Raw genomic sequence first — 11,896 nt, 5'->3', positions numbered from 1 at the left:
AGTTCGAGCAGCTGATGGTCCGCTATTTCGAGCTGGACCCGATGCTCGCCCAGCACTACGACTCGGTGTGGCGGTGGGCCGACTGGCCCGACCGGCAGGGCAAAACCGACACCGGCATCGACCTGGTGGCCCGCGAACGCGACACCGGCACAGCGATCAGCGGGCATCAATGGAGGGGACCGCTTTGTCGTGACGCACTACCGATGCAGCACCGAAGTCAGTTCCGAACTTTATCCGGGTATTTTTTCTGGTGGCAAGCCTGTCGGACCGCTATTTTTCGCCGGCCCGCACGACCGCACCCGGCTACTTCGGCAGGAGATGCCGGATGCGGTCCTCGTGGATCGGAACGCCGTTGCGGCCGCCCAGATCTTGGGCATACAACGCCGTCACATAGGCGACACCGCCGCCGTTGATGCCCAGCGCGGTGCGATCGATGTGCTCGAGGGTGTCGGTGCTCTTGTGATAGTTGGGATCGAACGGCTGGTCGGCGACGCCGCCCCAGAGCTTGGCCTGCTCGGGTGACTTCTTGTTCTCCGCGCCGGAGAACAGGCCCCCGGCGGGAATGCCCGCAATCGTGAAGGCGTCGTAGTCGGATCGGCCGTCGAACGCCGTGTCCTGCGGCGTCTTGCCGGCCGACGTCAGATAGGCGGCCAGCGACCGTTCGACGCCGGCCGACCCTTCCGGCACCACCGGACTGCCCCGCTGGTCCATGGGCAGCGACTGGTCGCCGTCGTAGGTGAAATAGCCCGGATTGGGTGACGCCAGCATGTCGAAGTTCAGGTACAGTGCAATGTCTTTGAGCGCGTTGACATCCAGCGATCCGATGTACTTGCGCGAGCCGATCAGCCCGAGTTCCTCTGCGCCCCAGAAACAGAACCGCACCGCGTTGTGCACCTGAGGCGAACTGCCAAGCTGCCGAGCAGTTTCCAGTAACGCCGCCACCCCCGAGCCGTTGTCGTTGATCCCCGGCCCCTCCGGCACGCTGTCCAGATGCGCACCGATCGCCACGACGTCGGCCGTCGAGCCGGTCCGGGTCTGCGCGATCACGTTGCGGGCGTGGATCTGCCGGGTTTGGGCGTTGAGTTTCACCGTCGCCGGCCCCGGCTTGTCGCGCAGCGCCGCCCCGGCGGCCTTGGTGACGCTGACCACGGGGATCTTCGCGTCGAAATTCTCGCCGAGGGTTCCACCCATCTTGTCCTCGACGACACTGTCGGCGACGATCATCGCCCGCGCGCCGCGCTGCGCGGCGACCTCCTCCTTCTGCGAGAACGGGCAGGTGCCGCGGTCCACCAGGACCACCGCACCGCTGACCGGCAACCTGTCGTAGTCCGAGGCGGTGCAGCCCGGGCTGTCGTCGGCGGGCGCAGCCACCAGCGGTCCGCTCAGCCCGTCCGGCGGTGTGGCCGGGCTGAACTCCAGCGCATACGCCTCATAGGTCGTGCCGCTGACCGTCACCGACCCGGTGTCGGCGTGGAAAACGCGCGCGTCGAACTCCGGTGTCTGTACGTCAAAACCCTTGTCCCGCAGCTTGTTCACCACGTAGTCAATGCTGGCGTCGTAGCCGGGGGTGCCGACCGCGCGAGTGTTGCCGTTGGCCGACGCGATGTCCTGCAGCGCGGACAGGTGCGCCATCATCGCGTCGGTGCCGACATGCCGGCGCAGGCCGGCCGCGAAATCCCGGACCGACCCGGACGTCATCGACCCGCCCGGCGCGGCGCCGCAGCCGCCGATCAGCAGGGCGGTCGAAGCGACCACGGCGACAGGGAGCCTCGAATTGTTCACCACCGCGCCCAGGTTAGCTGGCGGCTCCGTTGGTCTGCCCGGCCGGGCGGTCGAGCCGCAGATACGCGTGCACGGTAGTGCCGGCGGCTGAGGTGTGGATGCGCACCAAGTCGGCGAGCGCGTTGACGACGAACAGGCCGTAGGGGCCCCCCGGGGTCGGCGGCCGCCTCCCGGCCAGCGGATCGGCGAAGTGCCCACGGTCGCGGGCCTCGCAGACCAGGTGTCCGGCGTGGTGCCAGAAAGCCAGCCGGCACGTCCCGTCGGCGTGGTCGAGGCTGTTGGTGGCCAACTCGGTGACGATCAGCGCGAGTTCGGCGATGCGGTCGGCGGACATCCCCAGCAGCCGGCCGTACCGGGTGGCGCTGCTGCGGGCGCCGGCCAGATCGGGCGCCTCGCCGACGGTACAGGTCACCGCGACCGGGTCGGTCGACAACGGTTGATTGCACTGCTCGAGCGCGGCGTCGACGGAGTAATCCCCGCTGACTGCCGCAGACCCGCCCTGCCAGACCAGCGGATGGGTGCGGCGCACGTCGGCCAGCACGTCCTCGTCGAAAGCCGAACCGTCGAACAGACACAGCCCGGTCACGTCCAAGCCGGCGAGCGCGACGTTCACCAATGCCTCGTGCTGCAGGCAGGCCGGATATTCGACGTCGGTGCGGCCCGGCCACACCAGTTCGCCGATCATCCGGACGTGCCGGTGGCGGTGCCGGGCGACGAACGCCAACTGGGCCGCCAGGACACGCCCGGGGTTTCGGCCCGTGTCGGTGATGTCGGTCATCGTCACGTCCCCCGCGACGTCACCCAGCGCAGCGCGCAGCGACGCCAGCTTGACGCCCGGTATCGCCACCAGCACCGGCTCGGCCCGGTCCAGTCCGTCGGCGACGAAACGCACCAGCGTGTCGAGGCACTCGCGCTCGGAGTAGTACAGCAGCGCGGTGTGCTCATGCCGGGTGCGGGTGGATAGCGTCATGGCGACGGTGGGATCCTCACTTTGGCGACCTCGATCAGGCGTACCCCGCGCGGCGGCGGGTCAATCACTGCTCAGCTCAGCGCTGCCACGACGAGGTCGGCGACGGCGGTCATGCCGGCGGCGTTGGGATGGAACGGCGCCGGCCGCCACGGCAGCGGCCAGGCCGCGCCCACCGTCCAGGGGTCCGTCGACCAGGCGTGATGGTCACGGCTGGCCTGTGCGGCGCGCACCAGCATGCAGCCGCTGGCCTGCGCGGCCACCGCGGTGAGCTCTTCCAGCCGGGCGGCGACGTGCCGGCCCAGGTCGGCGTCGGCGTCCGCCAGCGGCGGGGCGGGCACCGACGCCGGCGGCAGCAGCGTGAGGTAATCCACGAAGACCACCCGCGCGTCGGGGGCGCGGCGTCGCGCCTGCGTGCCGACGGCGTGCAGGGCGTCACCCACCCGGCCCAGCGCCTGCTCCCGCGCGGTCGGATCGAGCAGGCCCGCGACGCGGGGCAGCAACCGAGCCGGTTCCGCCCGGCGACGATGCGGGCCGCGACGCCACCCGGGCAGGAGCCGGCCCGTCGAACCGAGCAGCGCGGCCGCCATCAGCAGCGGCACATAGCCGACGTCGTTGCCGCCGATGGTGACGGTGACGACGGTTTCGGAGCCGTCCAGGGCGTCGATCTGCGGGGGCGCGCCGCGCTGCCGGTCGGCGAGCACGTGGGTGGTCGTCGCACCGGAGAACGTGACGTCGACCAGGTCGAGGTTGAGCCGCTGCGCGACAAGGTGGGCGTAGTTGCGCGCCGAGCGGCCCGAACCGAACGGCGCACCTTTCGCGCGGGGCCGGATGCCGGGGCCGGCGGCCATCGAACTGCCCAGCGCGACATACCGATTCATCGGGATGGACTCGACGCACGAGCCCAGAACCGTTTCGGGATCCGCCCGGCGTTGCGGGCCAGGTAGCCGGCGGTGACGGCGGCGGCCATCGCGGCCGCCATCGCGGGCGGGTCGGCGGCCCGGGTCACCGCGCTGGCCAAAAGCACAGCGTCACAACCTAGTTCCATCGCCAGCGCTGCGTCGCTGGCGGTGCCGATGCCGGCGTCGAGCACCACCGGGACACCGGCCGCCGCGACGATCATCTCGATGTTGTGCGGGTTGGCGATGCCCAGGCCGGTGCCGATCGGCGAGCCCAGCGGCATCACCGCCGCGCAGCCGGTGTCTTCCAGGCGCCGGGCCAGCGCCGGGTCGTCGTTGGTGTACGGCAGCACGACGAACCCCTTGTCGACCAATTGCTCTGCGGCCCGGACCAGTTCGACGGCGTCGGGCAGCAGTGTGCGTTCGTCGGCGATGACTTCGAGCTTGACCCATTCGGTGCCGAGCGCCTCACGGGCCAGCTGCGCGGTCAACACCGCTTCGGCGGCGCTGCGGCACCCCGCGGTGTTGGGCAGCGGCATGATGCCGAGCCGGCCAAGCAGATCGAGTATGCCGGTGCCGCCCTCGGCGTCGACGCGGCGGATCGCGATGGTCGTCAGCTCGGTGCCCGACGCGAGCAGCGCCTTCTCCAGCACCGCCAGATTCGAGGCTCCCCCGGTGCCCATGATCAGCCGGGAGGCAAAGCTACGGCCGGCGATGGTCAGCTTCGCTTCCGTCCCGCGCCGATGCGGGCCGGCATGGTCCGGGTAGGTGCGGGACGGTTCGGCTTCAGCCACCCTGCACCGCCGTCACCACGTCGAGGCAGGCGCCGTCGGAAAGTGTTGTCGCCCAGTTGGATCGCGGCACAACCATCTGGTCGATCGCCACCGCGATACCGCGGTCGGGATATCCCAGCGACGCCAGCAGCCCGGCGACGGTGGTGTGGTCGTCGACCTCGAGTCGTTCGGCGTTGACGACGACGATCATGGTGCTCCGCTCCGCATCGTCACCGCGCGGATCATGCGTGCGCCCCCACCGCGACGAGTTCGGACATAATCCGTTCGGCCGTCCACGGCGCCAGCAGGAAGCCGTTCCGGCCATGACCGGCCGCGACCAGGGTGCGCTCGTCCAGGCGCCCGACCAGCGGCAGGTTGTCCGGCGTCATCGGGCGCAGGCCGGCGGCGCACTCGGCCAACTCGTACTCACCCAGGGCCGGCATGACCGTACACGCGTCGTCGAGCAGCTCGCGCACACCCGACACGGCCGGTGCGGTGTCACGGCCGTGCTCGTACTGGGTGGCGCCCACCACGACCCCGTCCGCGCGCGGCACCAGATACACCTGGCGCCCGTGGACCCGAGCGCGAATCACTCTCTGCAGCAACGGCATACAGCCCTTGCGCCAGCGCAATCGCAGCACTTCGCCCTTCACCGGCCGGATCGGAAGGCCCGGCCACAGCGCCGGCGCGTCGACGCCGTTGGCGATCACCACGGCGTCGGCGCGCACATCGGACAGCCGGCGCACCGGCCCGTCCCACCGCACCCCGAGCCCTTCGCAGGCGTCCTCCAGCGCGCGCAGCATCGCGCGGTTGTCCACCGCGAGTTCGGTGGGGGCCCGAAAACCATGCCGGATCCCTCGTGCCAGCAGCGGTTCCACGTCCCGCGCGGACGACTCCCAGACCACCGGATGAGCCTGCGCCGCAAGCCAGTCGGCCACCGTGCGCAGGTCGGCGACGTCGGCGGCATCGACGGCAACCACCAGTGACTCGTGGGCGGTGAGCACCTGCGCAGGCAGACCGGCGGTGAACTCGCCGTTGTGCCATCCCCGCAGCGACTCCAGGCCCAGGTGCAGCAGCCGCTCCTCGCCCGGGCAGCCCTCGCTGTGCGGGGCCAGCATCCCGGCGGCCACCCACGACGCGCCCGGCTCGCCGCTGCGGTGCACCCGCACCGCCCACCCGGCCCGGGCCGCGCGGCGGGCCACCGACAGCCCGATGACGCCGCCTCCGACGACGGCCAGCGAGTCCGGCATCCGTTACTCCCGGGGCTTCAGTGACTGTGCGGTTTGATACGCATTGTCCCGCGTGTCGGGTATGAAACCGCACACTCGGCACGTCTGGATTCCACGCTAGCGCGCTAGCGTCGCGGTGTGCACGATCCCCATGACCGGTTCGCGGCCGCGCGGCTGTACCTGTGTACCGACGCCCGGCGTGAGCGCGGTGACCTGGCCGAATTCGTCGACGCGGCGTTGGCGGGCGGGGTCGACGTCATCCAACTGCGCGACAAAGGCTCGCCGGGTGAGCGGCGGTTCGGGCCGTTGGAGGCCCGCCGCGAGCTGGCCGCGCTGGAGGTCCTCGCCGACGCCGCCGCCCGGCACGGCGCGCTGGTGGCCGTCAACGACCGCGCCGACATTGCCCGCGCCGCCGGTGCCGACGTGCTGCATCTGGGTCAGGACGACCTGCCGTTGGCGATCGCGCGGCAGGTCGTGCGGCCGCAGACGCTGATCGGCCAGTCCACGCACGACCGCGACCAGGTGGCCGCCGCGGTCGCCGGGGCGCCCGGGGGCCCCGACTACTTCTGCGTCGGACCCTGCTGGCCGACCCCCACCAAACCCGGACGGCCGGCGCCGGGGCTGGCACTGCTGCGGGTCGCCGCCGAGCTGGCCGGTGACAAGCCGTGGTTCGCCATCGGCGGCATCGACGCGCACCGGCTCCCCGCGGTGCTGGCGGCCGGGGCTCGGCGGATCGTGGTGGTGCGGGCGGTCACCGCGGCCGACGACCCACGAGCGGCCGCCGAGCGGCTCAGTTCGGCCCTGGCAGCAGCGCGCTGATCCGGGAACTGAGCGGCGACGGCGCCTGATCCGGCGGCCCGGCCGTGCACCACACGAAAACCCCCGCTTCGACCTCGACAGTCCGCGGCAGGTGGCGGCGCCGCTCGTCGCCGACACCCAGCGGCACGGTCGCCGAAGCGGCGCGCAGTCGCTGCCAGCTGGCGGCGAACCCCGGATGCAACGGCAGGTCAGCGACCTCGTCCTCGGTGACCCAGCGCAGCTCCGAGCTTTCCCGGTTGGGCCTCGTCGCCAGCAGCTCGCCGGCGTCGGCCACCACCGTGGTGTAGGTCCAGACGGTGCCGCTGGCGCCGGAAACGCTGGCCGTGACCACCGTCGCCCGCACCGACAGCCGATCGCCGGGCAGCCCGGCCTCCTCGAGCGCCTCCCGCACGGCAGCCTGCTCGGCGGTCTCGTGGCTGTCGCGGGCGCCGCCGGGCAAACCCCAGGTGCCGCCTTGATGGCTCCACGGCGCGCGATGCTGCAGCAGCACGGCCGGGGCCCCGTCAGGGCGCGGGGCCCGCAGCAGCAGACCGGCCGCGCCGTGCCGGCCCCAGTAGGGCGTGCCGGTCGCGGAGATCGCCCAGCCGTCGCCGTCGCCGCGCACGCGTTCAGGATATGCACGCCCCGGCGGCCGTTCTCGCCGACCGTGCGGCCGCGACCCGCCGGCGACCGTGTCCGGCGGGTATCCGCGAGACAGGATCTTAGACTTTGCTTATAGAGTTGGTGGGACGTAAAGCCGAAGAAGCGTACAGCCGAAAGATGAGGCCTGAGCAGACGTGACCGTCGAGTTGGCGCACCCGTCGACCGAGCCGCTGGGGTCGCGGCCGGCGACCGAGCCGGATCACCCGCGCCGGTGGTTCGTCGCGACGACACCGGGCCGCATCCTGTCGATCGGCATCATCCTGGCGATCCTCGGGGGCCTGAGCGCGTTCGCCACCTCGACGACGATCCACCAGCGGCAGCAGGCACTGACGACCGTGCTGGACCACACCGAGCCGCTGGCGTTCGCGGCCGGACGGCTGTACACCACGCTGTCGGTGGCCGACGCCGCGGCGGCGACCGCGTTCGTCGCGCAGGCAGAACCGCGAAGGGTCCGGGAACGCTACGAGCAGGCCATCACCGACGCCGCGGTCGCGGTCACCCGGGCCGCGAGCGGGCTGACCGACCAGCCGCGCGTCGAGCTGCTGGGCAGGATCAACGCCGAACTGGCGGTCTACACCGGGTTGATCGAGATCGCCCGCACCAACAACCGGGCGGGCGACCCGGTCGGGGCGTCGTATCTGTCCGAGGCGTCGACGCTGATGCAGACGACGATCCTGCCGGACGCGCAACAGCTGTACCAGCAGACGTCGGCGCGGGTGGACGTCGAGACCACGGCGTCGACCCAGATTCCGGCCCCGGTGATCCTGGTCGTCGCCACCACGGTGGCGTTCGGCGCGTTCACGCACCGATGGCTGGCCCGGCGAACCAAACGGCGGATCAACCCCGGCCTGGTCGCCGGCGCACTGGGGATTCTCGTCATGGTGGTCTGGGTGGGCACCGCCCTGGCGATCTCCACCTCCGCCAGCCGCAGCGCCAAAGACACCGGGGCAGAATCGCTGAAGACCATAACCGGCCTGTCGATCGCCGCGCAGCAGGCTCGCGGCGACGAGACGCTGTCGCTGATCCGGCGCGAGGACGAGGGCATCCGCCAGCAGTCCTTCCACCAGCGCGTCGACAACATCCGTCACCAGCTCGACGAGTACCTCGCCCTTCCCGACGCCGTCGACAAGGCCGAGCTGGAAGGGGCCGGTCAACTGCTTGCGCGCTGGCGGCAAGCCAACGACCGGATCAACTCCTACATCTCGGTGGGCAACTACCAGGCCGCCACCCAGGTGGCGCTGGGCGGCGCCGAGGACGACTCCACGCCCGCGTTCGACAAGCTCGACAACGCGCTCAACAAGGCGATGGACCAGAGCCGCGACCAACTGCGCACCGACATCCTCAACGCACGCCGGGGGCTGTCGGGGGCAACGGTCGGCGGCGTCGTACTCAGCCTGGGCGCCGCAGTTGCGGTTGCCTTGGGCTTGTGGCCCCGGCTGAACGAGTACCGGTGATGACGCGCCCGCCCCGGATCCGCTGCGCGGCCGCCGCGCTGGCCGTGCTGCTGGCCGGATGCTCCCATTCGGCGTCGATGGTTACGGCGCCGGTGCCGACGCTGCCGCCGCCCACGCCGGCCGGCATGGAGGAGCTGCCGCCGCAGCAACCGCGGCAGCCGGAACAACCCGCAGCCGACTGCGACCTCACCGCAAGCCTGCGACCGTTTGCCAACAAAGCCGAAGCCGATGTCGCGGTGGCCCCGATCCGCCAACGCGGCCACCTGATCGTGGGGCTCGACGTCGGCAGCAACCTGCTGAGCTTCCGCGACCCGATCACCGGCCAGATCACCGGCTTCGACGTCGACATCGCCGGCGAAGTGGCTCGCGACATCTTCGGCACCCCGTCCGCCGTCGAGTATCGGATCCTGTCGTCGGCCGAGCGAATCACCGCTTTGCAGCAATCCGCAGTCGACGTCGTCGTCAAATCCATGACCATCACCTGCGAGCGGCGCAAGCTGGTCGACTTCTCGACGGTCTACCTCGACGCCAACCAGCGCATCCTGGCGCCCAGCGATTCGCCGATCAGCAAGCCGTCGGACCTCTCCGGAAAACGGGTCTGCGTGGCCAGGGGCACCACCTCGCTGGGCCGGATTCGGGAGATCACGCCGCCACCGATCATCGTGTCGGTGGTGGGGTGGGCCGACTGTTTGGTAACGCTGCAACAGCGGCAGGTCGACGCCGTCAGCACCGACGACACGATCTTGGCCGGGTTGGTGTCGCAGGATCCTTACCTGCACATCGTCGGACCCAACATGCAGACCCAGCCCTACGGCATCGGGATCAACCTGGACAACACCGGACTGGTGCGGTTCGTCAACGGCACGCTGGAGCGCATACGCGGCGACGGCACCTGGAACACCCTGTACCGCAAGTGGCTGAACGTCCTGGGGCCGGCACCCGCGCCCCCGACTCCGAGGTATCTGGACTGATGGGCGAGCCCGGGAACACACCCGGTCCGGACGTCCGGCACGATTCCGGACCGGTCACTCAACCGGCCGACGTGCTGGCCGACTCCGCTGCGTGGCTGCGGCCGGCGTCCACCCAGGCGATCTTCCGGCCTCGCTTCGACGACGACGATTCCGGTGACGCGCGCGCCGCCGGCGATCAACCGGCCGCGGGGGCGGCGACGCCCACCCGGGTGGTCCAGCCGGTCCGCCGGCTGGGCGGCGGCCTGGTGGAGATCCCGCGGGTGCCCGACACCGACCCACTCGAGGCGCTGATGCCCGACCCGGTGGTGCCCGAATCCAAGCGGTTCTGCTGGAACTGCGCACGACCGGTAGGACGGTCCGACCCGGACGGCGAGGCGCCGTCCGAAGGTTGGTGTCCTTACTGCGGAAGTCCGTATTCATTTCTGCCGCAACTAAATCCCGGTGACCTCGTGGCGGGCCAGTACGAGATCAAGGGCTGCATCGCGCACGGCGGGCTGGGCTGGGTCTACCTGGCCTTCGACCGCAACGTCAACGACCGGCCGGTGGTGCTCAAGGGTCTGGTGCATGCCGGCGACGCGGAAGCGCAGAAGATCGCCATGGCCGAGCGGCAGTTCCTCGCCGAGGTGGTCCACCCGTCGATCGTGCAGATCTTCAACTTCGTCGAGCACACCGACCGACACGGCGACCCGGTCGGCTACATCGTCATGGAATACGTCGGCGGGCGGTCGCTCAAGCGCGGCCGGGGAGTGAACCTGCCGGTCGCCGAGGCCATCGCCTACGTGCTGGAAATCCTTCCCGCGCTGGCGCATCTGCATTCGCTCGGCCTGGTCTACAACGACCTCAAGCCGGAGAACATCATGCTCACCGAGGAGCAGCTCAAGCTGATCGACCTCGGCGCGGTGACGCGGATCAACTCGTTCGGCTACCTCTACGGCACGCCAGGGTACCAGGCGCCCGAGATCGTGCGGACCGGGCCGACGGTGGCCACCGACATCTACACGGTGGGACGCACGCTGGCCGCGCTGACGATGACGCTGCGGACCCGCGACGGCCGCTACGTCGACGGACTGCCCGAGGACGACCCGCTGCTGTCCGAATACGATTCGTTCGCCCGGCTGCTGCGCCGCGCGATCGACCCCGACCCGCGGCGGCGCTTTGCCAACGCCGAGGAGATGTCCGGGCAGCTGCTCGGGGTGCTGCGCGAGGTGGTGGCGCAGGACAGCGGGGTGCCGCGGCCGGGTCTGTCGACGAGCTTCACCCGCTCCCGCTCGACGTTCGGGGTGGACCTGCTGGTCGCCCACACCGACGTCTACCTGGACGGCCAGGTGCATTCGGAGAAGCTGACCGCCAGGGAAATCGTCACCGGGCTGCAGGTGCCGCTGGTCGATCCGTCCGACGTCGCCGCGCCGGTGTTGCGCGCGACGGTGCTCTCCGAGCCGGTGCAGACCCTGGATTCGCTGCGGGCAGTCCGGCACGGGTCGCTGGACGCCGAAGGCATCGACTTGTCGGAATCGGTCGAGCTGCCGCTGATGGAGGTGCGTGCGCTGCTGGATCTCGGCGACGTCAGCAAAGCCACCCGCAAGCTCGACGACCTCGCCGAGCGCGTCGGCTGGCGATGGCGACTGGTCTGGTACCGCGCCGTCGCCGACTTGCTCACCGGCGATTACGACTCGGCGACAAAGCATTTCACCGAGGTGCTGGACACCTTCCCCGGCGAGTTGGCGCCGAAATTGGCGCTGGCCGCCACCGCCGAACTCGCCGGCAGCACCGACGGACACACGTTCTACCGGACCGTGTGGAGAACCGACGACGGGGTGATCTCGGCGGCGTTCGGGTTGGCCAGAGCGCTGGCGGCCGAAGGCGACCGGGAGGGCGCGGTGCGCACCCTCGACGAAGTGCCAGCCAGCTCAAGGCATTTCACCGCCGCCCGGCTCACCAGCGCGGTGACCCTGCTGTCCGGTCGGTCGGTCCGCGATATCTCCGAGGAGCAGATCCGCGACGCCGCGCGGCGGGTCGAGGCGCTGCCGCCGACGGAGCCGCGGGTGCTGCAGATCCGGGCGCTGGTGCTGGGCAGTGCGATGGACTGGCTGGAGGACCACGAGGCCAGCACCAACCACATCCTGGGGTTTCCGTTCACCGAGCACGGGCTGCGGCTGGGCGTGGAGGCGTCGCTGCGCAGCCTCGCCCGGGTCGCGCCCACCCAGGCGCACCGGTACACGCTGGTCGACATGGCCAACCGGGTGCGGCCGACGTCCACGTTCTGAAGCGCCTGCCGACGTCCACGTTCTGAAGCGCCTGCCGGCGTCGAGTGTGCGTTGGCGGCGTCGAGTGTGCGCTGTGTGCGTCGAGTGTGCGCTGTG

12 protein-coding genes are annotated in these 11,896 nt (G+C 70.7%); 5 read left to right on the top strand and 7 right to left on the bottom strand.

The window, feature by feature from the left end:
* Nucleotides 1-14 precede the first annotated feature (14 nt).
* Nucleotides 15-413, top strand: a complete 399-nt coding sequence (locus ABDW21_RS09830; RefSeq protein ID WP_343710376.1) for a hypothetical protein — start codon at nucleotides 15-17, stop codon at nucleotides 411-413.
* Here ABDW21_RS09830 and ABDW21_RS09825 read toward each other — a convergent pair.
* From ABDW21_RS09825 to thiO, 6 genes are all read right to left on the bottom strand, one after another.
* On the bottom strand, nucleotides 304-1,755 hold the full coding sequence (locus ABDW21_RS09825; protein WP_343601212.1) for a M28 family metallopeptidase: 1,452 nt from the start codon (nucleotides 1,753-1,755) through the stop codon (nucleotides 304-306). The genes ABDW21_RS09830 and ABDW21_RS09825 overlap by 110 nt on opposite strands.
* Nucleotides 1,756-1,795: 40 nt before the next feature.
* The gene (locus ABDW21_RS09820) at nucleotides 1,796-2,752 is read right to left on the bottom strand and encodes a sensor histidine kinase (protein ID WP_343710372.1); all 957 of its coding nucleotides are present in this window, start codon (nucleotides 2,750-2,752) and stop codon (nucleotides 1,796-1,798) included.
* 71 nt (nucleotides 2,753-2,823) lie between these two features.
* Complete coding sequence (locus ABDW21_RS09815; RefSeq protein ID WP_343710371.1) at nucleotides 2,824-3,630, bottom strand: SGNH/GDSL hydrolase family protein; 807 nt, start codon at nucleotides 3,628-3,630, stop codon at nucleotides 2,824-2,826.
* Nucleotides 3,627-4,331: a thiazole synthase gene (locus ABDW21_RS09810; protein WP_343710375.1), complete on the bottom strand. Its 705-nt coding sequence runs from the start codon at nucleotides 4,329-4,331 to the stop codon at nucleotides 3,627-3,629. The genes ABDW21_RS09815 and ABDW21_RS09810 overlap by 4 nt, the downstream gene beginning before the upstream one ends.
* 103 nt (nucleotides 4,332-4,434) lie before the next feature.
* Nucleotides 4,435-4,632, bottom strand: coding sequence for a sulfur carrier protein ThiS (gene thiS, locus ABDW21_RS09805; protein WP_343710370.1), 198 nt, complete (start codon nucleotides 4,630-4,632; stop codon nucleotides 4,435-4,437).
* A gap of 31 nt (nucleotides 4,633-4,663) precedes the next feature.
* Complete coding sequence (gene thiO / locus ABDW21_RS09800; protein ID WP_343710369.1) at nucleotides 4,664-5,671, bottom strand: glycine oxidase ThiO; 1,008 nt, start codon at nucleotides 5,669-5,671, stop codon at nucleotides 4,664-4,666.
* Nucleotides 5,672-5,788: 117 nt separating this feature from the next.
* Between thiO and thiE the strand changes: the two genes are divergently transcribed.
* Nucleotides 5,789-6,469: a thiamine phosphate synthase gene (thiE, locus tag ABDW21_RS09795; protein ID WP_343601207.1), complete on the top strand. Its 681-nt coding sequence runs from the start codon at nucleotides 5,789-5,791 to the stop codon at nucleotides 6,467-6,469.
* On the opposite strand, the gene ABDW21_RS09790 is transcribed toward thiE, so the two are convergent.
* Nucleotides 6,441-7,073 carry an NUDIX hydrolase gene (locus ABDW21_RS09790; RefSeq protein WP_343601206.1) on the bottom strand — a complete coding sequence of 211 codons (633 nt, stop codon included), beginning with the start codon at nucleotides 7,071-7,073 and terminating at the stop codon, nucleotides 6,441-6,443. The genes thiE and ABDW21_RS09790 overlap by 29 nt on opposite strands.
* Before the next feature lie 172 nt (nucleotides 7,074-7,245).
* Here ABDW21_RS09790 and glnX point away from each other — a divergent pair, with 172 nt between their 5' ends.
* Genes glnX through ABDW21_RS09775 form a run of 3 tightly spaced genes read left to right on the top strand, consistent with a single transcriptional unit; the run spans nucleotide 7,246 to nucleotide 11,800 of the window.
* The gene (gene glnX, locus ABDW21_RS09785; protein WP_343601205.1) at nucleotides 7,246-8,565 is read left to right on the top strand and encodes a protein kinase G-activating protein GlnX; all 1,320 of its coding nucleotides are present in this window, start codon (nucleotides 7,246-7,248) and stop codon (nucleotides 8,563-8,565) included.
* Nucleotides 8,565-9,536, top strand: coding sequence for a glutamate ABC transporter substrate-binding protein (locus ABDW21_RS09780; RefSeq protein WP_343601204.1), 972 nt, complete (start codon nucleotides 8,565-8,567; stop codon nucleotides 9,534-9,536). The genes glnX and ABDW21_RS09780 overlap by 1 nt, the downstream gene beginning before the upstream one ends.
* Nucleotides 9,536-11,800, top strand: coding sequence for a serine/threonine-protein kinase PknG (locus ABDW21_RS09775; protein ID WP_343601203.1), 2,265 nt, complete (start codon nucleotides 9,536-9,538; stop codon nucleotides 11,798-11,800). Before ABDW21_RS09780 ends, ABDW21_RS09775 begins: the two co-directional genes overlap by 1 nt.
* The last annotated feature ends 96 nt before the right edge of the window (nucleotides 11,801-11,896 follow it).

The sequence above is a fragment of the Mycobacterium sp. genome, from assembly GCF_039583805.1.
GTDB lineage: Bacteria > Actinomycetota > Actinomycetes > Mycobacteriales > Mycobacteriaceae > Mycobacterium.
This window is presented reverse-complemented; position numbering and strand designations above follow the sequence as displayed.

Coding starts and splice junctions, on each gene's coding strand:
- ABDW21_RS09820 (WP_343710372.1), bottom strand. CDS start 2,752: ATGACGCTATCCACCCGCACCCGGCATGAGCACACCGCGCTGCTGTAC.
- thiO (WP_343710369.1), bottom strand. CDS start 5,671: ATGCCGGACTCGCTGGCCGTCGTCGGAGGCGGCGTCATCGGGCTGTCG.
- ABDW21_RS09830 (WP_343710376.1), top strand. CDS start 15: ATGGTCCGCTATTTCGAGCTGGACCCGATGCTCGCCCAGCACTACGAC.
- ABDW21_RS09810 (WP_343710375.1), bottom strand. CDS start 4,331: ATGGGCACCGGGGGAGCCTCGAATCTGGCGGTGCTGGAGAAGGCGCTG.
- ABDW21_RS09775 (WP_343601203.1), top strand. CDS start 9,536: ATGGGCGAGCCCGGGAACACACCCGGTCCGGACGTCCGGCACGATTCC.
- ABDW21_RS09815 (WP_343710371.1), bottom strand. CDS start 3,630: ATGAATCGGTATGTCGCGCTGGGCAGTTCGATGGCCGCCGGCCCCGGC.
- ABDW21_RS09780 (WP_343601204.1), top strand. CDS start 8,565: ATGACGCGCCCGCCCCGGATCCGCTGCGCGGCCGCCGCGCTGGCCGTG.
- thiS (WP_343710370.1), bottom strand. CDS start 4,632: ATGATCGTCGTCGTCAACGCCGAACGACTCGAGGTCGACGACCACACC.